This window comes from Streptomyces sp. NPDC052396 (genome assembly GCF_044593195.1).
Classification (GTDB): Bacteria; Actinomycetota; Actinomycetes; order Streptomycetales; family Streptomycetaceae; genus Streptomyces.
The window spans coordinates 177,332-199,750 of sequence record NZ_JBIUAW010000005.1; the positions used below are offsets into that span (position 1 = coordinate 177,332).

Consider the following 22,419-nt stretch of genomic DNA (forward strand, 5'->3'; position numbering starts at 1 on the left):
CAGGCGGTACGAGGTGAGACAGGCCCCCATGCGAAAGGGGCGCCCCCGAACCAGGGACACCCCTTCTGACCAGCGCCTACGCTGACCTGGGCGGAGGCTGTGGGATTTGAACCCACGGTGACATCGCTGCCACGACGGTTTTCAAGACCGTTCCCTTCGGCCGCTCGGGCAAGCCTCCCCGCGCCCGGCTGCCCGCCGCTGCGCGGGGACAGCCTACCGGGTCGGGGTCAGAGATGGCTCAGGGGTTGCCACGCCTCGGGGACCAGGGCGAAGACGGCGGTGGGGAGAAAGAGGACAAGCGTGCTGACCGTCCAGTAGCGGCGGGTGGGCAGTCCGGACAGTCTGCGGACCATCAGATTGATGCCGGCCCAGCCGGCCAGGAAGCCGCCGAGTACGCCGGTGAGAAGGACCAGCCAGAGCAGCAGGCCGCCGAAGTCGCCGGGATCGCGTTCGGTCCAACCCAGGGCGGCCAGCGGGTAGTTGCCGAGAAAGGACCAGGCGTAGCCGAAGGGGACCGTACCGAAGTAGCCGAGCACAAGGTTCACGGCGAGGGGCAGGATCCAGCGACGGCGGTCGGCCCGGCGGGCAGGACGGCGTTTACCGGCGGACGCGGGGCGGCGTTTGGCACCCGCTACGGGGCGGCGCTTCCCGCCGGCGCCGGGGCGGCTTCGGCCGTTCGGCGCCGAACGACTCTTGGCGTTCGGCCCGGGGCGCTTCTTGCCGCTCGGTGCCGGACGACCCGTACTGCCCGGCGCGGGACGGCTGTTACCGCTCGCCACAGGGCGGCCACTGCCACCGGCCGCTGGACGGCCCTTCCCGCCCGAGGCAGGACGGCCCTTCCCGCCCGACGCAGGACGACCGTTCCCACTCGGTACGGAACGACCCGTTACCCCCGACACGGGACGTCCCTTGCCACTCGGTACGGGACGACCATTTCCGCTTGATGCGGGACGACTCTTGCCACTCAACACAGCACGACCACTACCACCCGCCACAGGGCGACCACTGCCGCCCGCCCCGGAACGGCCCTTGCCGCCCGATGCCGGACGACCTCTTCCGCTGGGCGCAGGACGGCCCTTGCCGCTCGACACAGCACGACCACCACCACCCGCCACGGGGCGGCCGTTCCCACCCACCCCAGAACGGCCTTTCCCATTCGGCGCGGGGCGCCCCTTAGCGCCCGGCATGGCACTCACCTTTACCGCCCAGCACCGGAAGCCCCCTGCTCCCCCACACAACATCGCTCTTATCGCCAGGCAGGGAACGCCTCTGGCCACCCGGCACGGCGCCCGCACCCGGCGCCGCGCGCCAAGCATGAACTCCCGGCACACGACCGGGAGTTCAGAGCCAACCCGCCCTACTTGTCACCCTTGCGCTCGCCCAGCGTGATCTCCGTCGTCGACTGCTTGCCGTCGCGGACATAGGTCACCGTGACCTTGGTGCCGGGCTGGTGGGTCCAGATCTCACTGATCAGCGTGGGGCCGCTGTCGATCTTTGTGTCGTCGAGCCGGGTGATCACATCGCCGGGCTTGAGGCCCGCCTTGTCGGCCGGGCCGCCGCGGGTGACCGCGGAGTCGCCGTTGCTGCCGCTGGAGGCGATCTTGGCGCCGCCGCCGGCGTCCTTCATATTCACCGTGGCCTCGATGACCGGGTAGACCGGCTGGCCCGTCCTGATCAGCTGGTCGGCGACGTTCTTCGCCTGGTTGATCGGGATGGCGAAGCCCAGGCCGATGCTGCCGGACTGGCCCTGGCTGCCGCCGAGTCCGCCGCCATTGCCCGCGGACTGGATGGCGGAGTTGATGCCGATGACCGCACCCTGCGAATTGAGCAGCGGGCCACCGGAGTTGCCGGGGTTGATCGAGGCATCCGTCTGGAGGGCGCTCATATACGAGGCGTTGCCGCTGCCGCCGCCGTCGGTGGAGGCCACCGGCCGCTTCTTGGCGCTGACGATGCCGGTGGTGACCGTGCCGGAGAGCCCGAAGGGGGCGCCGATGGCGACCGTGGCGTCGCCCACCGCGGCCTTGTCGGAGTCGCCCAGCGGCAGCGGGTTGAGGCTGGCGCCGGAAGGGTTCTTCAGCTTGATGACGGCGACGTCATAGCCCTGGGCCCGGCCGACGACCTCGGCGTCGTACTGCTTGCCGTTGGAGAAGGTCACCGAGAGCTTGCCGCCGTCGGCGGCCGAGGCGACCACATGGTTGTTGGTGAGGATGTGGCCCTGCTTGTCGTAGACGAAGCCGGTGCCGGTGCCACCGTCGCCGCTGTTGCTCTGCGCCTCGATGGTCACCACGCTGGGCAGCGCCTTGCTGGCGATGTCGGCCACCGAACCCGGCGTACGGCTCTGCACCTTGGGATCGCTCGCGGCGGAGACAGTGGTCGAGTTGCCGTCGTCATGGGTGGCGGCCCAGTAGCCGATGCCGCCACCGATGCCGCCCGCGACCAGCGCGGCCGCCACCACGGCGGCGATCAGCCCGCCCACGCCCTTGCGGCGGGGCGCGGGCGCCGGGGCGGGCATGCCCCAGGGAGCGGCCGGACCGCCGGGCGGCGGACCGTACGGCATGGGGGCGCCGGCCGCGTTGTACCAGGTGCCGGTGGGGGCGGCGGGCGCCTCCGGGTGGGCGACGGGCGCGCCGGCCGCCTCCGGGGAGACGGCGGGCTGCTGGGCGGTGGCCTCGACGGGCGGAGCGGCCGGCGGCGCGGCCGGCGCGGCTTGTGTGGCATGCGCTGCGGCCGGTGCGCCCTGCGCCGGGCCGTCCGCGGCATGCTGCGCGGGCGTGTCCTGCGGCGCGGCGTCGGCGCGCGGAGCCTCCGGCACCCCCATGGCCGGAGACTCCGCCTGCGGCCCGGCCGCTGACGTAGCGGCGGCGCCCTCGTTCTCGGTGCTCACGGCTTCTCCTTATCAGGTACACGTCAGTCGGTTCACGCCTATGGGCCACGCCTGCCCCAGCATCTCCCATGGCGCATCAGAGCGTCGTAAACGGAGTCTGTGCGCCTTCGGCGGAAACCGCGCGGGGCTCCGCACGACCGGCCGGATGACCAGCCGGCCGACCGGCCGGACAAAGGGCCCATGCGCGATTGTGCCAGGCGGTGGCACCATAACGCGGTGACCTATGCGCACCCTGCCCGGGACGGACTGCGGCCCGGGCGCCACTCGCTGGCCGTCGTCGCCCACCGCGGAGCCTCCGAGGACGCGCCGGAACACACCCTGGCCGCGTACCGCAAGGCGATCGAGGACGGCGCGGACGCGCTGGAGTGCGATGTCCGGCTGACCGCCGACGGGCATCTGGTCTGTGTGCACGACCGCCGGGTCAACCGCACCTCCAACGGCCGGGGCGCCGTCTCCGCCCTGGAACTGGCCGACCTGGCGACCCTGGACTTCGGCTCCTGGAAGGGCCAGGCCGCCGACCCGGAGGAGCCCGACCAGCAGACCCCCGACCCGGACAGCACCGCGGTGCTCACCCTGGAACGGCTGCTGGAGCTGGTCGCCGACTCGGGACGGCGGATCGAACTGGCCATCGAGACCAAGCACCCCACCCGCTGGGCCGGTCAGGTCGAGGAACGGCTGCTGGCGCTGCTCGGCCGGTTCGGCCTGGCCGAGCCGCCGCCCGGCGAGCCCTCCCCGGTACGGGTGATGAGCTTCTCGGCCCGTTCCCTGCAACGGGTCCGGGCCGCGGCACCGGGCCTGCCGACCGTCTACCTGATGCAGTTCGTCTCGCCGAGACTGCGCGACGGACGGCTGCCGCCGGGCGTGCGGATCGCCGGGCCGAGCATCCGGATCGTCCGCAGCCATCCCGGCTATGTGGCCCGACTGCACCGCGCGGGACACCGGGTGCACGTATGGACCGTCAACGAACCCGAGGACGTCGAACTCTGCCTGCGGCTGGGCGTGGACGCGATCATCACCAACCGGCCCCGGGCGGTGCTCACCCAACTCGGCCGCCGCTAGGGCGGTTTGGCGGGTGTGAGCAGTTCCGCGCGGCCGACGCCCGCCAACGCCCGTACGCGCGTGCCCCATTACCCGGAGTGCACCGGCGCGTTCGGTATGTGTCCGGCACCGGTGAGTGCCCCCGGTGGTTCGCCGTTGGCCGGTTTCCGGTCCAGGCCATTGGGGCATCCATCCCCTGACGTGGGGCAAAGGAGGTCTCGGGGGTGGCGTTGGTGGTGGCACAGGAGGTGCCCACGTCGTCGATCATGGCCGTACCCCATGGTCCCGCCGGTGTGGGTGAAGCAAGACACCGGATGCGCGAGGAGCTGCGCAACAGCGGGGTACCGGATCCGGTCATCGACGACGCCGTACTGATCCTTTCCGAACTGCTCAGCAACGCGTACCGGCATGGGCGCCCGCTGAGCCGGGAGAACGGCACAAGAGCGGGCCAGGGCAGCGGCGGTGTGCTCGCCGCCTGGCGGGTGGACGATCGCGGCCGGCTGACCGTGGAGGTCACCGACGGCGGCGGTCCGACCCGTCCGTTTCCGGCCACTCCCTCGGTCACGGCCCGCGGCGGCCGCGGCCTGAACATCATCAGCGCCCTCTCCCAGAGCTGGGGCGTACGTGACTGCGCGGGCGAGGTGACCGTGTGGGCGGCGCTGTCGGCGCGCGCCGGTTTCGCTACGCGCGTTGAGCTCGACGCCACACTGGACCCCGCGCTGGATCCCGAGCTGGACCCCGAGCTGCGATTCGCCGATCTTGACGAGCTGGCCTGACCACGCGCGTAGATCACATCCGGCCCGGGGCCGGATCGCGCGCGGCGTGCGGGCGGGTCACCGCGGACAACGATGTCCGAGCGTGCCGGGCCGGGCCCCGGCCGAGCGCTAGGCTCGCGCCCGTCAACGCGTGTGCCATCCGGCACACGAGCCGGACGCACGATCGGGAGACCCGCACGCATGGCCAAGAAGCGCCGCCCCCAGACCAAGGCCGCCACCCCTCTGCCCGGCGACGGTGCGATCCCCGTCGTCGGCGCCCGTGAGCCCTGCCCCTGTGGTTCGGGGCGGCGCTACAAGGCCTGCCACGGCCGCCAGGGTTCCCACGCCGTCGCCGAGTTGGTGCAGCGGCCTTTCGAGTCGCTGCCCGGCGAGGCCGACTGGGTGGCCCTGCGCGAGCTGGTGCCCGCCGCCACGGTGGAGCTCACCCTCAAGGGCGGCCTGCCCGAGGGCGTGCCCTCGGTCACCCTGGCCACCGTGCTGCCGATGGCCTGGCCCGCGCTGCGCCGGGACAACGGCGCCGTGCTGCTGGGCCTGCAGAACGACATCGCCTCCGGCGACATCAGCCGCGACCTGGCCGACACCCTCCAGCGGGCGCTGGTCGCCGAGCCCGGCACCCCGGTCGGCTCCGCCCGCCCGGACCTGGACGGGCCCCGGCTGCAGGACCTGCTGGACCCGGACGCGCCCTTCGAGCCGGTGGTGCACACCGGTTTCGAGTTCTGGATCGAGAACGCCGAGAACGCCACCGGCGAGGTGGCCGCCTCCCTGGAGCGGGCCAACGCGGCCGCCATCCCCACCGCCAAGCTGGCCTCCGTCGCGGGCGCGTACTGGTGCCACACGCCGGAGAAGAACCACCTGCGCTGGGTGATGACCCACCCCGAGGAGCAGCTGCTGGACGCGCTGGCCCGGCTGCACGCGGCCGGCGCCTCCTCGCTCGGCGAGGGCACCCGCCTGGTGGGCTCGTTCCGGGCGCACGGCCTGACCGTGCCGGTGTGGGACCTGCCGGTCGACACCGACGCGGCGGAGGTGGAGAAGCCCGCCGCCGCCTTCGCGGAGCGGCTCGCCACCGCGCTCGCCGACTCCTCGCCGCTGACCGCCGAGGAGCGGCGGGCGCGCAGCGGTCTTACGAGCCGTCAGGTCACCCTGAACTAGCGGCAGTAGAGCGGAAGCGGCGGACGGCGGCCGCGGAAGCGGACCCGGAATGCGCGGAACAAAGCATTCCGGGGCGCCAAGAGGCGTCACTTACGTGACTCCTGTCACAACTCCCGCTTTCAGTCCGGAAATCGGCGTCCGGAAATCCACGATCGAATTTGCGAACGGCCGATCTCTTGTTACGGTTTTAAAAGCCCGGTCGCTGGTGCATCCCCCGTCGCCAGCGACCGGGCGCTTCCATGTCCGGGTCCGGCCCGCGCGCTCCCGCCGCCGCCACCCTCACCAGCCCCTTGGCATCCTGGCCGCCTTCGCCCGGCGGCCGCGTCCACGCCCCGCGCCCCCCGCGCCGCTAATCCTCGGCAGGCTCCGGCGAGTTGCTGCCGGAGCGGAGCAACAGCTTCCCCCGAGCGTCGGCGATCTCCGCGACCGCCGTATACGAGCCATGTCCGCGTGGCGTCGCCGAGGGCGGCGTCTCACAGACGTCCGGAGTCTGCGCGGCGGGCATCGGACAGCGCACCTGGAGCGTCTGCCCGCCGGGCGCCATCAGACTCAGCACGGCCGACAGCGGGCCGCCGGTGCCATTGCGGTAGTAGGTGCGCGCCCAGGTGTCCGGGCCGTCCGCCAGCACACAGGTCTGCGCCTGCAGACCCTCGCCGGCGTCGAGTTCGGGGCCGCACTGGGCGCCGTCCCGGGGCGCCGGGGATTCCTCCTGCCCGGAGTCGCCGAGCTGGGTGCGCGGGGCGCTGCCGGAGGCGGACGGGGCGATGGCCGCGCGCTGCCGGGCGCGGGCCGGGTCCTGGCGTTTGCCGGGGCCGGTTTTGACCCGGCCGGACAGGCCGGCCGGGCCGGCGGTGGCGGCCGCCAGCGGCAGCACCACGGCCAGCGTCACCACGCCGGCCAGCACAATCATCCGGACATTCACCGCACGCCGTCGGCATTCGCCGTCGGCGCGGGCGAGCACACGCTCCATGGGACCACCTGCTGCAACTAGCCGCGGACTGGTTCGATTCGATCGCGGGCCTCGGGCGCGTCCCGCCCGACGGCGGTTCCCTGCGCGGCATCCGATGCGGGCCCTCGCCCGAACATAGCGGTCGTTACCCCCCGCGACCGACCGTGATACGCCCGATTCCCGCAGTTCTCGGCGCGGCTTACACCCGTACGAGTGAGAGCGCGTGCGTCTCCCGTCCGTACGCGCTCCCACCCTCGCTCGCGGCGGGTGTCCCGCACGCGCCGCCGGCCGCGGTCGGCCGGCTCAGTGGGCGAGGCGGCTGCCGCCGTCCGGCATGCCGGTGGCCGCGCTCTGCTCGACCAGGACATCCACCACGCTCGCCACATCCGGCAGCCACGGCCGGGCCGGGCCGGACGGGCGGGACGAACGGACCGGCACCGCCGGCAGCTTGGGCGCCACCTCCCAGCGGGCCCGGCCGGAACCGGTCACCGAGGGCGGCAGCACCACATAGCCGCCCTCCCCGTGGAAGCGCAGCGAGCCCGGCACCCACTCCTGGCGGTGCAGCAGCTCGCCCAGCACCTCCAGCGAGTAGGGGGCCACCAGCAGCGTCCACCGGGTGGGGGTGGCCACCACCGGGCCCAGCCGCACCCCGGCCCGGGCGAAGGCGGCCAGCGAGCGCGCCCCGGCCACCGCCGGCAGGCTCACCGCGCAGGCCGCCCGCTCACCGGTGGCCAGCACAATGGGCGCCTCCGGCCGGTTGGTCCACCACCAGCGCACCATGGCGGCGTCGGTGGTGGCCGCCAGCAGTCCAGGGTCGAAGGGGTGGGCACCCGGAGCCGCACAGTCCGGATGTGCGCAGCCGCATTCGCGCACCCGGCCGATGCCGGGCCGCAGTCCCACCCCGGGGAGTACCGGCCAGCGCCACTCGGTGGCGTAGGTCAGGGCCGCGGTGAGCACCGCGGAACGGCCGGTCCGCCGGAGCGAAAGCTTGCGTCGCCTGCCGAGGATCTCGCGCATGAGCGCTCGTTCCTTTCCGTGAACGTCCGTGAACGCCGAAGGCGGTCCCGGTCCGCTGACCAGGGCCGTCCTGCACTGCTTGCTTGCACTGCTCGGAACTGCTGGTGGAGCTGGGGTGGAACTCGCCCGCACCGGTGTCGAACCGCGGGACACCTCGCGCGGACCGCGGGAACTACATGGCACTACGGGCATTGCGGGCGCGGCGCTCAACGCGCCGTGGCCCTCGGGGACCGGCGCACCACATGGATCACGAGCCACTGCGCGTACAACGCAGCGCATCACGCCGGGGGCCGAGCGTGAAACCTGGCGGAGGGTGGCGCGGGTATGGCGCTTTGTGCTGGACCGGTGCGCCCCTCGCCGACGGCATGGGTCGCCCCACACCGCCCGGGGACGGGCGCGGCCGTCGCCGGGTAAGACGCCCGGCACCCGCTACCGGGTTCCGGAGCCCGTCAACTCCCCTTGCCCGTCCTCGAGTACGTACCCACCGCGGTAACGGTGACGCGCTGTCGAACGACGTCAGTCGACAGCAATCGGGCGGCCACAGCACTATTTTCCGGCCAACTTCAAAACCCCTCAGACACCATCATTCCCACTGGTCCAATGCTGGACATCCGCTCACCAGGGCGTGTACATGTGGAGCCACCTATAGCGCGCACCACGACAGGGGGTTTGCGGTGCTATTCCATGAAACACGCAGGTCGGCGAGGAGCCGCAAAGGCCCCGGCGAGCTGCGGCACGTACCGTCCGAAACCCGCCGCACGGCCGGTCCACCCCCGCCCCGCCGGGGCAGACGGCCATGACCGCGCCCCAGCTCCCGAAAGTGGCCGGAATCGATCCTCCGGTCCCCGCTCCCGCTCCCTCTTCTGCTTCCCCGGCCGCCGGTTCCCCTTCCTCCGCGGCCACTTCCGAGGACCATTCCGAGGCCGGTTCCACGGCCGCCTCGCCCACCGCGGGCGCCCTGGTCCAGGACCATCTCGCACGCTGGGTCTCCGATCTCACCACGCTCCAGGAACTGATCGAGCGACTGCTGCGCACCACCACCCTTGACGACGCCCTGCAGGAACTGCTGCGCGCCGGAGCGTCCCTGGTCGGCGCCGGACGCGGCCTGGTCACCCTGCACCCCGAGGGCGGCCCCCCGGTCACCGTGGGCCTCGGCCTGGGCCGGGCGGACCTCGGCCATCTGGAGACCATCCCGCACGAGCACACGGCGCCCCGCACCGGTTCCCCCTATGTGCGCCTGCTGGAGGACCTGCCTCCGGTGGGCACCCGGGACGGCGTCTGCCACCCGGACATCACCGGCGAGGACGGGCTGGACCCCCGCCACCGCGAGGTGGCCGCCCGGCTCGGCTACGCCGCCAGCTATGCCGTCCCCCTGGACGTGGCCACTCCGGTTCCGCACCGGCTCGGCGCGGCCGTCTGGCTCTACCCGGAGCCGGCCGAACCCGCCGAGCGGCGACGGCATCTGGCCGGCCTCTACTGCGGCTATGCCACCGAGCACCTGGCCCGGCTGCTGGAGCTGGACCGGGTCCGGGAGACCCTGACCGTCCTCCACTCCGAACTGCTGCCCAGCCGGCTGCCCCGGGTGCCCGGCATCCGGCTGGCCGTCCGGCACCGCCCCGGCGCGCAGGGCGGCGGCAGCTGGTACGACGCCCTGCCGCTGCCCGAGGGCGCGCTGGGCCTGGCGGTGGGCACGATCACCGGATCCGGGCCCACCGCGATCGCCGCCATGGGCCGGCTGCGGGCCTCGCTGCGCGCCTATGCCGTGATGGAGGGCGAGGATCCGGTCGCCGTCCTCTCCGACCTGGAGCTGCTGCTGCGGCTGACCGAGCCCGCCCGGGCGGCCACCGCCCTGTTCGCCTACTGCGAGCCGGCCCTGCGCAAGGTGGTGGTGGCCGGGGCCGGCCACTGCTCGCCGCTGGTCCTCGGCGACCACCGCACCGAGTATGTGGAGACCAGCCTGTCCGCACCGCTGGGCATGCTGGCCTGCTGGGAGGCGCCCAGCGTGGAGATCGAGCCGGCCCCCGGCGAGACGCTGCTGTTCTACAGCGACGGGCTGCTGCGCGGCACCGGCGCCGCCATGGACCGGGCCTTCGCCCGGCTGCACCTGGCCGCGGCGACCGTGCCCCGGAACTCCCGGCATGACCCGGACGCCATCGCCGACCATGTGCTGCGCACGGTGCTGCCGGACGAGACGGCCGAGATCACCGATGATGTGGTGCTGCTGGTCGCCCATTTCGAATAGTTGCGTTTTGCCGGGATACATCCGATATCGGGCATTTAATCGATGGCTTCCGGCCCTCTCCCCCTCTTTCGGCCACACCTACGATGGATGACGGCCCCGTTCGAGGAGGAGAGCATGACCGAGCAGCCCGCGCCCGAGAACCCCGAAGGCGACGAGCCCATCAAGCAGCGGAAGAACGGCCTCTACCCGGCCGTCTCCGATGAGCTTGCGGAAAACATGAAGAGCGGCTGGGCCGACACCGAGCAGCGCGACCTGCGGCCGATACCCCAGGCCGGGCAGACCGCGCGGCGCCGCGCCGAGCTCTCCGCCCGGTTCCCCGGCGAGCGCCTGGTGATCCCCGCGGGCAACCTCAGGACGCGCTCCAATGACACCGAATACGCCTTCCGCGCCTCGACCGAGTACGCCTACCTCACCGGCGACCAGACCCAGGACGGCGTGCTGGTGCTGGAGCCGGCCGCGGACGGCCACGACGCCACCCTCTACCTGCTGCCCCGCTCCAGCCGCGAGAACGGCGAGTTCTGGCTGGACGGCATGGGCGAGCTGTGGGTCGGCCGCCGCAACAGCCTGGCCGAGGCCGAGCAGCGCTACGGCCTGCCCTGCGCCGATGTGCGCAAGCTGGCCGAGGCGCTGACCGAGGCCACCGGTCCGGTGCGCGCGGTGCGCGGCCATGACGCGGGCATCGAGGCCGCCCTCACCGACAAGGTCACCGCCGAGCGGGACGAGGAGCTGCGGGTCTTCATCAGCGAGCAGCGGCTGGTGAAGGATGAGTTCGAGGTCGGCGAGCTGCAGAAGGCCGTGGACTCCACGGTGCGCGGCTTCGAGGACGTGGTGAAGGTCCTCGACAAGGCCGAGGCCACCTCGGAGCGCTATATCGAGGGCACCTTCTTCCTGCGCGCCCGGGTGGAGGGCAACGACATCGGCTACGGCTCCATCTGCGCCGCCGGCCCGCACGCCACCACCCTGCACTGGGTGCGCAACGACGGCCCGGTCCGCTCCGGCGACCTGCTGCTGCTGGACGCGGGCGTGGAGACGCACACCCTCTACACCGCGGATGTCACCCGCACCCTGCCCGTCAACGGCCGCTACACCGAGCTCCAGCGCAAGATCTACGACGCGGTGTACGAGGCCCAGGAAGCCGGCATCGCGGCCGTCAAGCCGGGCGCCAAGTACAGCGAGTTCCATGACGCCGCCCAGCGGGTGCTGGCCGAGAAGCTGGTCGAGTGGGGCCTGGTGGAGGGCCCGGTGGAGCGGGTGCTGGAGCTGGGCCTGCAGCGCCGCTGGACGCTGCACGGCACCGGCCACATGCTGGGCATGGATGTGCACGACTGCGCGGTCGCCCGCCGGGAGAGCTATGTCGAGGGCGTGCTGGAGCCCGGCATGGTGCTCACCGTGGAGCCCGGCCTGTACTTCCAGGCCGACGACCTGAGCGTGCCGGAGGAGTACCGGGGCATCGGCGTCCGCATCGAGGACGACATCCTGGTCACCGAGGAGGGCAGCCGCAATCTGTCCGCCGCGCTGCCGCGCACCTCCGCCGAGGTGGAGGCGTGGATGGCGGACCTCAAGGGCACCCGGGGCTGAGCCGGCCGGCCGCGCATCCGCGGATGATCGCGGATGCGCGGCCGGGCGGGGGCGGCGGTGAGTTCACGGCACCGTTGGGGTGTGGCCGGCGGCATGCGCTGGAAGGCTGGAGTGACAGCCGTCCCGCCGACCCGCCCGAGGAGCCTTGAACCCTGATGACGAGTTCGCCCGCTACTACCGGCAACGCACCCTGGAGCTCTGGCCCGCCGAGGGCGACCCGCTGGACCGGCTGGCCCGTCACGCCCTGCTGCCCCAGGGCAAGTTGCTGCGCCCCCGGCTGTTCCTGCTGTGCGTGGCGGCGCTCGGCGGCGACCCCGGGCAGGCGGCGGGACTGGCGGTGGCCCTTGAGGGACACCACACCGCCAGCCTGGTCCATGACGACCTGATCGACGGGGACGCCGAGCGCCGGGGCCGCCCCTCGGTACCGGCCGGATTCGGCCCCACCCAGGCGCTGCTGGGCGGGGATGCCATGCTCTGCCGGTACTTCGCGGACCTGGCCGAGCACCGGCTGGAAGGCGTCGGACCACGCCGCCAGCTGGACTTCATCGCCCTGGTGGGCGGCACCGGGGTCGAGGTCTGCCGGGGCCAGCTGCTGGAGGAACGGCTGCGCGGCGACCTGGACTGCGGCACCGACGCCTATCTGGCCATGGTGACCATGAAGACCGCCGCCCTGCTGCGCGGCACCTGCCTGGCCGCCGCCCTGCTCACCGGGGCCGGCCCCACGGCCGGCGAGGCGCTGGCCGGCTATGGCGAGGCGCTGGGCATCGCCTTCCAGATCCGTGACGACCTGCTGCCCTACCAGAACGAGGGCGTCCGGCGGGCCGCGGGCAAGCCGGCCCGCAGCGATCTGCGCAACCACCGGCCCACATTGCCGGTGCTGCTGGCCATGGAGCGGGCGGCACCGCGGCAGGCGCGCCGGCTGCGGCGGCTGGTCCCCCGGGCCGGCCGCGGTCCACGTGCCCTGGGCCGGCTGACCGTACTGCTGCGGGAGCTGGGGGCACTGGACGGGGCCGCGGAGATGCTGCACGGCTATGCGGAGCGGGCCCGCGGCCACCTGGCCGCGCTGCCGGCCGGTGAACACCGGGAGCGGCTGGCGGAGCTGGCGGGGGCGGTGGAGACCGTCTGAAGGCTTCGCTCCGTCTGAGGGCTTCGCTCCGTCTGAGGGCTTCGCTCCTTGTGACGGCCGGGGTTCAGGACGCCCGCAGCAGCGCCGCCGGCGGCGGGCCGCCCTCTCTCCACTTGAGGATCTTGTCAAAGCTGACCACCGCACCTCGGTGGCCGGGGCGGTTGCGGACGCGAACGTTGTCCGTCAGGGACTCGATCAAAAAGAGACCCCGGCCGTGCTCGTCATGGACGGCAGCCGGGGTTCGCTTTCGCCGGTGGGCGGGGCGACGTTCGCAGGGGCGAGGCCGTTTGGTGAAGCCCGGACCGGAGTCGATGACCTCGATCCGGCAGGTGTCTCCTTCGATGCGGGCGGTGACGCGATAGCCGGTGGAGGAGTCACCCCCGTGCTCCACCGCATTGGCACACGCTTCACTGAGGGCCACCGCCAGGTCGTAGGCGGTCTCCGGATCGACTCCCGCCGTCTCCATCGCACCGACCAGCAATCGCCTGGCGAGCGGAACGCTCGCAGCCTCGCGCCGCAAGTGGAGTGACCACCAAATGCTCATGCTCAGCCTCCTGGCTGCGGCTCGACATATCGATACCTATAGCCGCGCGCGACGGGTGGTAAGCCTGCCGGGTGCCTGACACCGCTCATTCGGCGGATGCGACGGGACGGCGCATTGAGGTATGCCGCCCCACCCTGCCGTAAGGAATGGGTGGGTCCGGTGGGATGATGGCGCGGTCATGCCTCACCCCGTCGCGCGCGCCGGCGCCGATCTGCGACTGATCCGGGCCGCGGTGTTCACCGCGGTCTGTGTTCTGCTGTCCGCGGGCGGGCATGCGCTGGCCTCCGGGATGAGCGTGCCGCTGTGGACGCTGGCCGCCGGCGGTCTGGCCGTCTTCGCGCCGGCCGCTTCGCTGGCCGGGCGGGAGCGCTCGCTGCCGGGCATCGCGGCCGCCCTGGCCCTGGGGCAGCTCGCGCTGCACGCGCTGTTCGGCCTGGGGCAGCGGGGCATGGCCCCGCCCGCCCCGCGACCGGACGGCGGCGGTGCCCATGGCCCGCTGGCCGGCTTCGCCGGAAGGCTGCTGTGCAACCAGCACCCACCGCTCTCCCCCGACCAGGCCCGCCGGGTGATCAGCAACGCCGGGCTGGACCCGATGGCCCACCAGGCCGGGACCGCCATGCCCGCACCGGCCGGCCCCTCGGCCGGCCATGACGCGCTGGCCCATCTGCTGCCGCTGTCCCCGCAGATGCTGCTCGGCCACCTGCTCGCCGCGCTCACCCTGGGCTGGCTGCTGCGCCGTGGCGAAGCGGCCCTGTGGCGCCTGGTCCGGCTGTCGGCGCGCGGCATCGCCGAGTTCGCGCCGGTGCGCGCGCTGCGCGCCGCGCTGACCCTGATACGCGCCCTGCTCGGCCGGAGCGCCGAGGAGCCGGCCGCGCCGGTGCGGCGTGGCGAGCGCCGGGAGCGGCGTCCGGCGCGGGAGCCGGAACTCCAGCACTTTGTGATCAGGCGGGGACCGCCGGGCTTCGCCCTCGCGGCCTGATCACGCGACGCGCTCCGGTTCTCCGACGGAGGGCGGTCGCGGTGTGGCCGCATGCGCGCTCACCCTCAACCGCCTCCACAGTCCCTGGAGTGTTTCGTCATGAACGCCTCGATGACCGCCTCGCGTACCCGCTCGTCCCTGCTGCGCCGTCTCCCGGTGGCCGGATCGCTCGCCGCCGCCGGTGTGCTGCTGCTGGCCGGACCCGCCTTCGCGCATGTCAGCGTGCAGCCCGGCACCGCCCAGAAGGGCGGCTACGGCACCATCGCCATCAAGGTCCCCAACGAGAAGGACAACGCCTCCACGGTCAAGCTGGAGCTGGACCTCGACCCCAAGCACCCGCTGGCCTCGGTGATGCCGCAGCCGGTGCCGGGCTGGGACGTCAAGGTCGAGAAGAGCAAGCTGGACCAGCCGGTCAAGACCGACGACGGCACCGTCACCGAGGCGGTCACCAAGGTCACCTGGACCGGCGGCAAGATCGAGCCCGGCCAGTTCCAGCAGTTCCCGCTGTCGGTCGGCCAGTTGCCCACCGACGCCGACCAGCTGGTGTTCAAGGCGCTGCAGACCTACTCGGACAATGACGTGGTGCGCTGGATCGACCCGTCCATGCCGGGCGGCAAGGAGCCCGAGCACCCGGCGCCCGTCCTCAAGCTGGTCGACGCCAAGGCCGCGGACGACGCCAAGCCGGCCGCTCCGGCCAAGGACGGCGGCTCCGGCGGCTCGTCCTCCGACACCACCGCCCGGGTGCTGGGCGTCGCCGGCATCGTGGCCGGCGCGGCCGGCGTCGGCTACGGCGTGTTCGCCGGGCGCCGCCGCAACGCCGCCTGATCAGCGCCTGATCCCGCCTCACCACCGCACGGAACGGGCCGGGTCCGGCGGAGCCGTACCTCCGCCGGACCCGCGCCGCCCAACCCACCCCCTGGAGAAGAAGCTCCATGCGCACCAAGCTCCTGGGCGCGGCCCTGGTCACCGCCGCCGCGCTCGCCCTGACGGCCTGCGGCGGCTCCGGCAGCGGCTCCGACGCCGACAAGCCCGCCGCCGAGGTCTCCGGCCAGTCCGCCAAGCAGATCGCCATCCCCCTGGACACTCCCAAGCCCAAGCCGGACCTGGTGCTGACCGACACCTCCGGCAAGAAGTACGAGCTGGTCAAGGAGACCCAGGGCCATCCGGTCCTGCTCTACTTCGGCTACACCTACTGCCCGGACGTCTGCTCCACCGTGGTCTCCGACATGGCCGCCGCGGCCAAGCAGCTGCCCAAGGACGAGCAGCGGAACCTGCGGATCGTCTTTGTCACCACCGACCCCGACCGGGACACCCCCGAGCGGATGCGCAAGTGGCTGGACGCCCAGGGCGGGCAGGACATCGTCGGTCTGACCGGCGACTTCGACAGCATCCAGGCGGCCGCCAAGGCGCAGGGGATCCTGGTGGAGAAGGCCAAGAAGGAGAAGGACGGCTCGGTGACCGTCAGCCATGGCGCCCAGGTCGTCGGGATCTCCCCCAAGGACGACAAGGCCCACTGGATCTTCACCGCCGACACCACCGCGGACCAGTACGCCAAGGCTCTCCCGAAGATCGTCAAGGGGGAGAACCCGTGATGCGCAGGACCACCGTGGCCGCCGTCGCGGCCCTTCCGCTGCTGCTGGCCGGCGGCCTGGTGCTGGTCACCGGCTGCGGCGCGGACGGCTCGTCCGCCGGCAAGCACGCCGAGCTCTCGGTGAGCGGCGCCTATATGCCCCAGCCGGCCATGGACGACATGGCGGCCGCGTACTTCACGGTGAAGAACGACGGCGGCAAGGCCGACCAGCTCACCGAGGTCACCAGCCCGCTCTCCGGCGACATCACCATGCACACCACCGAGGGCTCCCGGATGCGGCAGGCCGAGCAGCTCCAGGTGCCCGCCAAGGGCGAGCTGACGCTGGCCAAGGGCGGCACCCATCTGATGCTGGGCAAGCTCTCGCACAAGCCCGGGCTGGGCGAGAAGGTGGAGTTCACCCTGCACTTCGCCGACTCGGCCCCGGTGAAGGTCCAGGTTCCGGTGAAGAGCGCGACCTACCGTCCCGAAGGCTGACGGCGCGATGAGGACACCGGCCGCCGGACGGATAGCGGCGCTGCTGGGCACCCTGCTGGCCGCGCTGCTGTGCACCCTGACCGTGGGCGCGGGCACCGCCTCGGCGCACGCCGCGCTCACCGCCACCGATCCCAGGAGCGGATCGGTGCTGCCCAGCGCCCCGAAGCAGGTGCGGCTCACCTTCTCCGAAGGGGTGCTGCTGTCCGCCGACTCGGTGCGGGTGCTGGACCCCCAGGGCAAGCGGGTGGACAACAGCCGGCCCGCCCACCAGGACGGCCGGGCCGACACGGCCGCGGTCACCCTGAACTCCGTTCTGGGCAACGGCACCTACACCGTCGCCTGGCAGGCGGTCTCCGCCGACAGCCACCCGGTGGCCGGTGCCTTCACCTTCTCCATCGGCGCCCCCTCCAGCACCGTGGTGAAGTCCGCGGTCGCCACCACCGACCCGGTGGTGGGAAGCCTGTACGGCATCGGCCGCTACACCGCCTACGGCGGCTTCGCGCTGCTGGCCGGCGCCTGTGTCTTCGCGGGTGTGTGCCGGTCCTCGCGACCGGTGCAGCGGGTGGCGGTCGGCGGCTGGGTGGCGCTGTTCGCCGCCACCGGCGTCCTGTTGCTGCTGCGCGGCGCCTACACCGCGGGCAAGGGCCTGGGCTCGGTGGCCGATCCCGCCCTGCTCTCCGAGGCACTGTCCACCAAGCCAGGCGCGGCCATGCTCTGCCGGCTGGTGCTGCTGAGCGCCGCGGCGGTGTTCCTGGCCGTGCTCTTCGGCGGCCAGGCCCGCGAGGACGCCCCGGTGCCCATGGAGCGCCGGGCCGTGGTCTGGAGCCTGGGCGCCGGCGGCGCGCTGGTGGCGGGCGGGCTGGCGGCCACCTGGTCGCTGGCCGAGCACGCCTCGGTGGGGATCCAGTCGTACCTGGCCATGCCGGTGGACATCCTGCACCTGCTGGCGGTCGCCGTCTGGCTGGGCGGGCTGGTCGCACTGCTGGCCGTGCTCAAGGCGGGCGAACCGATCCCGCGGGCCGCCGTACGGCGCTTCTCCGCCCTGGCCTTCACCTCGGTCTGCGTCCTGGTGGCCACCGGCCTCTACCAGAGCTGGCGCCAGGTCGGCACCCTGGACGCGCTGACCGGCACCGCCTACGGGCGCTGGCTGCTGGTCAAGGTGGGCCTGGTGACCGTGCTGGTCGGCCTGGGCTACTGGTCCCGGCGCTGGACCGCCCGGATCACCGACCGGGCCCCGCTCGGCCGCCCCAGGCCGGCCGGGCCCGCCAAGGCGCCCCGGGCGACCGGCGAACGGGCCGCCCAACTGGCCCGGCAGCAGGCCGCGTTGGCCAAGGCCGCCGGCCGGCGGCAGCGGGACGCCGACGCCGGCCGCAGCGCCCTGCGGCGCTCGGTGCTCGCCGAGACCGCCGTCGCCGTGGTCCTGCTGGCGGTCACCACCGTGCTCACCGGCACCCAGCCCGGCCGCGCCGTCACCGAGCAGCGCCAGGCCGTCGCCGCCCAGGCGCCCACCGGACCGGCCGAGGTGCGCATCGGGTACGACACCGGTGGCACCAACGGCAAGGGCACCGCCCGGATCACCGTGGACCCCGCCCGTACCGGCGGCAACACCGTGGACGTCCGGCTGACCGACCCGGCCGGCCGGCCCATGGACGTCCCCGAGCTGGACGTCTCGTTCACCCAGCAGGACAAACACATCGGACCGCTGCGCGCCCCCCTTGGACACCAGTCCGCCGGGCGCTGGCGGACCACCGGCTTCCAGCTGCCCATGAGCGGGCAGTGGCAGCTCACCCTGACCGTACGGACCTCCGAGATCGACCAGGTCACCGAGATCGAGAACGTGAAGATCGACTAATGGCTGACAAGACCGAACAAGCCGCGCAGCGGCCCCTGCTGACCAGGCGCCGGCTGCTGGGCACCGCCTCCGCCGCGGGCGCGGCCGGACTGGTGGCGGGCGGCGCCGCGGGCGCCCTCGGGGACCGGGCGGTCCGCGACGAGCCCACGGCGCTGACCACGGTGGGCTCCGCCGCGCTGCCCTTCCACGGCAGCCACCAGGCCGGCATCGCGGAACCGGCCCAGGCCCATGGCCATCTGATGGCCTTCGACCTGGCCCCGGGCGCCGACCGCAAGGCCGCCGCCGCCCTGCTGCGCCGCTGGTCGGCCACGGCCGCCGCGCTGATGGCCGGCGAGGTGCCGCAGGATGACCGCACCGGCGTCGCCCTGGACGCCGGCCCGTCCTCGCTGACCGTCACCTTCGGCTTCGGCCGCGGCTTCTTCGACCGCACCGGCCTGGCCGCCAAGCGCCCCGCCGCGCTGGAGCCACTGCCCGCCTTCACCCAGGACGCGCTGGACTCCCGGCGCAGCGATGGCGACCTATGGGTGCAGATCGGCGCCGACGACGCCCTGGTCGCCTTCCACGCCCTGCGCCTGCTCCAGCGGCAGGCCGACGGCGCCGCCCGGCTGCGCTGGCAGATGAACGGCTTCAACCGCACCCCCGGCGCCACCGACCGGCCCAGAACCGCGCGCAATCTGATGGGCCAGGTCGACGGCACCAACAACCCCAAGCCCTCGGACGCCGGCTTCGCCGCCAAGATCTTCGTCCCCGGTGACCACTCCGGCCCGGACGGCTGGATGGCGGGCGGCTCCTACGCGGTGGTGCGCCGCATCCGGATGCTGCTGGACAGCTGGGACGGTCTCTCCCTGGAGCGCCAGGAGAAGGTGATAGGCCGCCGCAAGTCCGACGGCGCCCCGCTGTCCGGCGGCACCGAGACCACCCCGGCCGACCTGGAGAAGGTCCTGCCGGACGGCTCGCTGGCCATCGCCGGGGACGCCCATATCCGGGTGGCGGCCCCGGCCTCCAACCAGGGCGCGGCCATGCTGCGCCGGGCCTTCTCGTACCACGACGGCTTCCGGGAGGACGGCGCGCCCGACGCGGGGCTGCTGTTCGTCGCCTGGCAGGCGGACCCCATGAAGGGCTTTGTCCCGGTGCAGCGCAAGCTGGACCGCGGCGACGGACTGTCCCGCTTCCTGCGGCATGAGGCCAGCGGTCTGTTCGCGGTGCCGGGCGGGTGTGCCAAGGGCGAGTACGTGGGGCAGCGGTTGCTGGAGGGGTGACGGATCCCTTCCGGGGCACCGCTATCGTGACCAGCCTGCCCTCGGATCCCCAGGACGCCCCCACGACCGCAAGGAGACCGCGTGATGTCAGCGACCCGGTACACCTACCTCGGCCCCGAGGGGACCTTCACCGAGGCCGCACTGCGCACCCTGCCGGAGGCGGCCACCAGGGAACTGGTGCCCATGGTCTCGGTGCCGGCGGCGCTGGACGCCGTACGGCAGGGCGAGGCGGCGGCCGCGCTGGTGCCGATCGAGAACTCGGTGGAGGGCGGCGTCACCGCCACCCTGGACGAGCTGGCCACCGGCGCCCCGCTGACCATCTACCGCGAGGTGCTGCTGCCGATCCGCTTCGCACTGCTGGTACGGCCCGGCACCCGGCTGTCCGACATCAAGACGGTCACCGGCCACCCGGTCGCCCAGCCACAGGTGCGCAACTGGCTGGCGGCCCAACTGCCGGACGCGCACTGGGAGTCGGCGGCCTCCAACGCGGACGGCGCGCGGCTGGTGCGGGACGGGCGGTATGACGCGGCCTTCGCCGGGGAGTTCGCGGCGGCCACCTATCAACTGGAGCCGCTGGTCACGGAGATCCACGATGTGCCCAACGCGCAGACCCGCTTCGTCCTGGCCGGCCTGCCCGCCCGGCCCGCCGCGCGCACCGGAGCGGACCGCACCTCGATGGTGGTCTGGCTGCGCGATGACCACCCGGGTGCGCTGATGGAGCTGCTCCAGGAGTTCGCCGCGCGCGGGGTGAACCTGATGCGCATCGAGTCCCGGCCCACCGGCGAGGGCATGGGCCGCTACTGCTTCTCCCTCGACTGCGAGGGACACATCATGGACCGGCGGGTGGCCGAGACCCTGACGGGGCTGAAGCGGATCTGCCCCAAGGTGCGCTTTCTGGGCTCCTATCCCCGGGCGGGCGAGGAGCCGCCGGGCCGGGCGGGAGCGGGTCTGCGGCCGGGCACCTCGGACGAGGACTTCGTGGCGGCGGCAGAGTGGCTGGCCCGCTGCCAGGACGGCCGGATCTGACCGACCCTGTGGAAAACTCGGAAAGTTTTCCACAGGGGGTACCCGGTCTGGGGATAAGTCGATAGAGCGAGACGCTCTACGAGGGTGCAAAACGGTCAACGTCGACAAATCGCTGTAGCCACCCCATCGGACTATCCACAGATCCGGCGCTCGTCAACAGCGGCCATCCATGAGCCGCCCGTCAGCCGAAAAGCCTCGAACAATCCCTTGGGGTGAGTAATCGCCACTCGAAAGAGTGCTGTCGCGAGGTTTACCCCGCCGGAGCCTCGTAAAGAGAGCGGGGCGAATAAATAGAAACGGAAGAACCGCTTCCGAGATCCACAGATTTCACGCACAGCCTGTGGACAGAGAAGCGGAAGAGCCTGATCCTGTGGACAACATCGCCTGCCAAGCCGCCGACCGGGCCGTTGTACGCACCGTTTAGGCACCGTTTGGCCATTTTCCGGCCGCCCTTCCCAAGCTTTCCGGCAACCTGCCCGGCGCTTTCCGGTAAGCGGCCCGGGGGTGAATGACGGAATTTCCCGGTTATCCGGAACACCGATACCCTCTGGATCTTTCCGCCTTTTCCGCAATCCCAGAATGGGACAAACCGCGACGAAAGGGAATATCGCGTCGAGCGATCACAGCACTCGACGGTAGCCTTGAGGGGTGATTGACCTTCGCCTGCTTCGTGAGGACCCCGACCGTGTTCGCGCCTCCCAGCGCGCCCGTGGAGAGGACGTCGAGCTCGTCGACGCGCTGCTCTCCGCCGACGAGCGGCGCAGGTCGTCCAGCGCTCGCTTCGACGAGCTTCGCGCCGAGCAGAAGGCGCTCGGCAAGCTCATCCCCAAGGCCGCCGGCGAGGAGAAGGCCGAGCTGCTGAAGAAGGCCGGCGAGCTGGCCGCCGCGGTCAAGGCGGCCGACGCCGAGCAGGACGAGGCCGCGGCCGAGACGCAGCGCCTGCTGCTCCGGATCGGCAACCTCGTCCACCCGGATGTGCCGCGCGGTGGCGAGGACGACTTTGTCGTCCTGGAGACCGTCGGAGCCCCGCGTGACTTCGCCGCCGAGGGCTTCGAGCCCAAGGACCACCTGGAGCTCGGCCAGGCGCTGGGCGCGATCGACGTCGAGCGCGGCGCCAAGGTGTCCGGCTCGCGCTTCTACTACCTGACGGGCGTCGGCGCCCTGCTGGAGCTGGCCCTGGTCAACGCCGCCATCGCGCAGGCCACCGCGGCCGGCTTCACGCCGATGCTCACCCCCGCCCTGGTCAAGCCGCGCGCCATGGAGGGCACCGGCTTCCTCGGCCAGGCCGCGCAGGACGTCTACCACCTGGAGAAGGACGACTTCTACCTGGTCGGCACGTCCGAGGTGCCCCTCGCGGCGTACCACATGGACGAGATCATCGAGGCGGACAAGCTGCCGCTGCGCTACGCGGGCTTCTCCCCCTGCTTCCGCCGTGAGGCCGGCACCTATGGCAAGGACACCCGGGGCATCTTCCGCGTCCACCAGTTCGACAAGGTCGAGATGTTCTCGTACATCGCGCCGGAGGACGCCGAGGCGGAGCACGCGCGCCTGCTGGAGTGGGAGAAGCAGTGGCTGACCAGCCTTGAGCTGCCCTTCCAGGTGATCGACGTGGCCACCGGCGACCTCGGTGCCTCCGCTTCCCGCAAGTTCGACTGCGAGGCGTGGATCCCCACCCAGGGCAAGTACCGCGAGCTGACGTCCACCTCCAACTGCGACGAGTTCCAGGCCCGCCGCCTGTCGGTGCGCATGCGCGACGGCAAGAACGTCAAGCCGCTGGCCACGCTGAACGGCACGCTGTGCGCCATCCCGCGCACCATCGTGGCCCTGCTGGAGAACCACCAGCAGGCCGACGGCTCGGTCCGGGTGCCCGAGGTGCTGCGGCCCTACCTGGGCGGGCGCGAGGTGCTGGAGCCGGTCGCCAAGTGAGCGTCGCCC

At 72.5% G+C, this 22,419-nt stretch carries 19 protein-coding genes and 1 tRNA gene; 14 read left to right on the forward strand and 6 right to left on the reverse strand.

Going from position 1 to position 22,419, the window contains the following annotated elements:
* Positions 1 to 91: 91 nt before the first annotated feature.
* The 3 genes from ACIHFE_RS14720 to ACIHFE_RS14730 all read right to left on the reverse strand — a co-directional run bounded on the left by ACIHFE_RS14720 (position 92) and on the right by ACIHFE_RS14730 (position 2,884).
* Positions 92 to 178 (reverse strand) — tRNA-Ser (locus tag ACIHFE_RS14720).
* A gap of 49 nt (positions 179 to 227) precedes the next feature.
* Positions 228 to 545, reverse strand: coding sequence for a hypothetical protein (locus tag ACIHFE_RS14725; RefSeq protein ID WP_400106370.1), 318 nt, complete (start codon positions 543 to 545; stop codon positions 228 to 230).
* An 812-nt stretch (positions 546 to 1,357) separates the two neighbouring features.
* Entirely contained in the window at positions 1,358 to 2,884 is a 1,527-nt protein-coding gene (locus ACIHFE_RS14730; protein WP_400106372.1) for a trypsin-like peptidase domain-containing protein, read from the reverse strand.
* Between the two features lie 216 nt (positions 2,885 to 3,100).
* On the opposite strand from ACIHFE_RS14730, the gene ACIHFE_RS14735 reads away from it, so the two are divergent.
* From ACIHFE_RS14735 to ACIHFE_RS14745, 3 genes are all read left to right on the forward strand, one after another.
* A complete protein-coding gene (locus ACIHFE_RS14735; protein ID WP_400106373.1) occupies positions 3,101 to 3,943 on the forward strand; it encodes a glycerophosphodiester phosphodiesterase in 843 nt (280 codons plus the stop codon).
* 245 nt (positions 3,944 to 4,188) lie between these two features.
* A complete protein-coding gene (locus ACIHFE_RS14740; RefSeq protein ID WP_400107008.1) occupies positions 4,189 to 4,698 on the forward strand; it encodes an ATP-binding protein in 510 nt (169 codons plus the stop codon).
* 180 nt (positions 4,699 to 4,878) lie between these two features.
* A complete protein-coding gene (locus ACIHFE_RS14745; RefSeq protein ID WP_400106375.1) occupies positions 4,879 to 5,847 on the forward strand; it encodes a DUF5926 family protein in 969 nt (322 codons plus the stop codon).
* Positions 5,848 to 6,196: 349 nt separating this feature from the next.
* Here ACIHFE_RS14745 and ACIHFE_RS14750 read toward each other — a convergent pair whose 3' ends face one another.
* Positions 6,197 to 6,817 carry a hypothetical protein gene (locus ACIHFE_RS14750; protein WP_400106377.1) on the reverse strand — a complete coding sequence of 207 codons (621 nt, stop codon included), beginning with the start codon at positions 6,815 to 6,817 and terminating at the stop codon, positions 6,197 to 6,199.
* 282 nt (positions 6,818 to 7,099) lie between these two features.
* Positions 7,100 to 7,813 (reverse strand): bifunctional DNA primase/polymerase, encoded by a 714-nt coding sequence (locus ACIHFE_RS14755; protein ID WP_400106379.1) that lies wholly within the window; start codon positions 7,811 to 7,813, stop codon positions 7,100 to 7,102.
* A 796-nt stretch (positions 7,814 to 8,609) separates the two neighbouring features.
* Here ACIHFE_RS14755 and ACIHFE_RS14760 point away from each other — a divergent pair.
* The 3 genes from ACIHFE_RS14760 (at position 8,610) to ACIHFE_RS14770 (ending at position 12,759) form a co-directional block, all read left to right on the forward strand.
* Positions 8,610 to 10,055, forward strand: a complete 1,446-nt coding sequence (locus ACIHFE_RS14760) for a PP2C family protein-serine/threonine phosphatase (RefSeq protein WP_400106382.1) — start codon at positions 8,610 to 8,612, stop codon at positions 10,053 to 10,055.
* Positions 10,056 to 10,169: 114 nt separating this feature from the next.
* Positions 10,170 to 11,633: an aminopeptidase P family protein gene (locus ACIHFE_RS14765; protein WP_400106384.1), complete on the forward strand. Its 1,464-nt coding sequence runs from the start codon at positions 10,170 to 10,172 to the stop codon at positions 11,631 to 11,633.
* 145 nt (positions 11,634 to 11,778) lie between these two features.
* Positions 11,779 to 12,759 carry a polyprenyl synthetase family protein gene (locus ACIHFE_RS14770; RefSeq protein ID WP_400106386.1) on the forward strand — a complete coding sequence of 327 codons (981 nt, stop codon included), beginning with the start codon at positions 11,779 to 11,781 and terminating at the stop codon, positions 12,757 to 12,759.
* A gap of 64 nt (positions 12,760 to 12,823) precedes the next feature.
* Here the strand turns inward: ACIHFE_RS14770 and ACIHFE_RS14775 are convergent, their stop codons facing one another.
* A complete protein-coding gene (locus ACIHFE_RS14775) occupies positions 12,824 to 13,303 on the reverse strand; it encodes an ATP-binding protein (protein ID WP_400106387.1) in 480 nt (159 codons plus the stop codon).
* Between the two features lie 178 nt (positions 13,304 to 13,481).
* Here ACIHFE_RS14775 and ACIHFE_RS14780 point away from each other — a divergent pair, with 178 nt between their 5' ends.
* The 8 genes from ACIHFE_RS14780 to serS all read left to right on the forward strand — a co-directional run bounded on the left by ACIHFE_RS14780 (position 13,482) and on the right by serS (position 22,410).
* Entirely contained in the window at positions 13,482 to 14,282 is an 801-nt protein-coding gene (locus ACIHFE_RS14780; protein ID WP_400106389.1) for a hypothetical protein, read from the forward strand.
* Positions 14,283 to 14,381: 99 nt separating this feature from the next.
* The gene (locus tag ACIHFE_RS14785) at positions 14,382 to 15,107 is read left to right on the forward strand and encodes a YcnI family protein (protein ID WP_400106391.1); all 726 of its coding nucleotides are present in this window, start codon (positions 14,382 to 14,384) and stop codon (positions 15,105 to 15,107) included.
* Positions 15,108 to 15,214: 107 nt separating this feature from the next.
* A complete protein-coding gene (locus ACIHFE_RS14790; RefSeq protein WP_400106393.1) occupies positions 15,215 to 15,874 on the forward strand; it encodes an SCO family protein in 660 nt (219 codons plus the stop codon).
* A complete protein-coding gene (locus ACIHFE_RS14795) occupies positions 15,874 to 16,347 on the forward strand; it encodes a copper chaperone PCu(A)C (protein WP_400106396.1) in 474 nt (157 codons plus the stop codon). Before ACIHFE_RS14790 ends, ACIHFE_RS14795 begins: the two co-directional genes overlap by 1 nt.
* Positions 16,348 to 16,354: 7 nt before the next feature.
* Entirely contained in the window at positions 16,355 to 18,199 is a 1,845-nt protein-coding gene (locus tag ACIHFE_RS14800; protein ID WP_400106398.1) for a FixH family protein, read from the forward strand.
* Entirely contained in the window at positions 18,199 to 19,458 is a 1,260-nt protein-coding gene (gene efeB / locus ACIHFE_RS14805) for an iron uptake transporter deferrochelatase/peroxidase subunit (protein WP_400106400.1), read from the forward strand. The genes ACIHFE_RS14800 and efeB overlap by 1 nt, the downstream gene beginning before the upstream one ends.
* Positions 19,459 to 19,542: 84 nt before the next feature.
* Positions 19,543 to 20,484: a prephenate dehydratase gene (pheA, locus tag ACIHFE_RS14810; RefSeq protein ID WP_400106402.1), complete on the forward strand. Its 942-nt coding sequence runs from the start codon at positions 19,543 to 19,545 to the stop codon at positions 20,482 to 20,484.
* Between the two features lie 648 nt (positions 20,485 to 21,132).
* Positions 21,133 to 22,410 (forward strand): serine--tRNA ligase, encoded by a 1,278-nt coding sequence (gene serS, locus ACIHFE_RS14815; RefSeq protein ID WP_400106404.1) that lies wholly within the window; start codon positions 21,133 to 21,135, stop codon positions 22,408 to 22,410.
* The last annotated feature ends 9 nt before the right edge of the window (positions 22,411 to 22,419 follow it).

Bases quoted from the DNA above. Each gene is read 5' to 3' on its own strand.
- ACIHFE_RS14785 (WP_400106391.1), top strand. From the start codon at position 14,382: ATGAACGCCTCGATGACCGCCTCGCGTACCCGCTCGTCCCTGCTGCGC.
- ACIHFE_RS14750 (WP_400106377.1), bottom strand. From the start codon at position 6,817: ATGGAGCGTGTGCTCGCCCGCGCCGACGGCGAATGCCGACGGCGTGCG.
- ACIHFE_RS14740 (WP_400107008.1), top strand. From the start codon at position 4,189: ATGGCCGTACCCCATGGTCCCGCCGGTGTGGGTGAAGCAAGACACCGG.
- ACIHFE_RS14775 (WP_400106387.1), bottom strand. From the start codon at position 13,303: ATGAGCATTTGGTGGTCACTCCACTTGCGGCGCGAGGCTGCGAGCGTT.
- ACIHFE_RS14795 (WP_400106396.1), top strand. From the start codon at position 15,874: ATGCGCAGGACCACCGTGGCCGCCGTCGCGGCCCTTCCGCTGCTGCTG.
- ACIHFE_RS14790 (WP_400106393.1), top strand. From the start codon at position 15,215: ATGCGCACCAAGCTCCTGGGCGCGGCCCTGGTCACCGCCGCCGCGCTC.
- ACIHFE_RS14780 (WP_400106389.1), top strand. From the start codon at position 13,482: ATGCCTCACCCCGTCGCGCGCGCCGGCGCCGATCTGCGACTGATCCGG.
- ACIHFE_RS14755 (WP_400106379.1), bottom strand. From the start codon at position 7,813: ATGCGCGAGATCCTCGGCAGGCGACGCAAGCTTTCGCTCCGGCGGACC.
- ACIHFE_RS14745 (WP_400106375.1), top strand. From the start codon at position 4,879: ATGGCCAAGAAGCGCCGCCCCCAGACCAAGGCCGCCACCCCTCTGCCC.
- pheA (WP_400106402.1), top strand. From the start codon at position 19,543: ATGTCAGCGACCCGGTACACCTACCTCGGCCCCGAGGGGACCTTCACC.
- ACIHFE_RS14760 (WP_400106382.1), top strand. From the start codon at position 8,610: ATGACCGCGCCCCAGCTCCCGAAAGTGGCCGGAATCGATCCTCCGGTC.
- ACIHFE_RS14765 (WP_400106384.1), top strand. From the start codon at position 10,170: ATGACCGAGCAGCCCGCGCCCGAGAACCCCGAAGGCGACGAGCCCATC.
- ACIHFE_RS14800 (WP_400106398.1), top strand. From the start codon at position 16,355: ATGAGGACACCGGCCGCCGGACGGATAGCGGCGCTGCTGGGCACCCTG.
- efeB (WP_400106400.1), top strand. From the start codon at position 18,199: ATGGCTGACAAGACCGAACAAGCCGCGCAGCGGCCCCTGCTGACCAGG.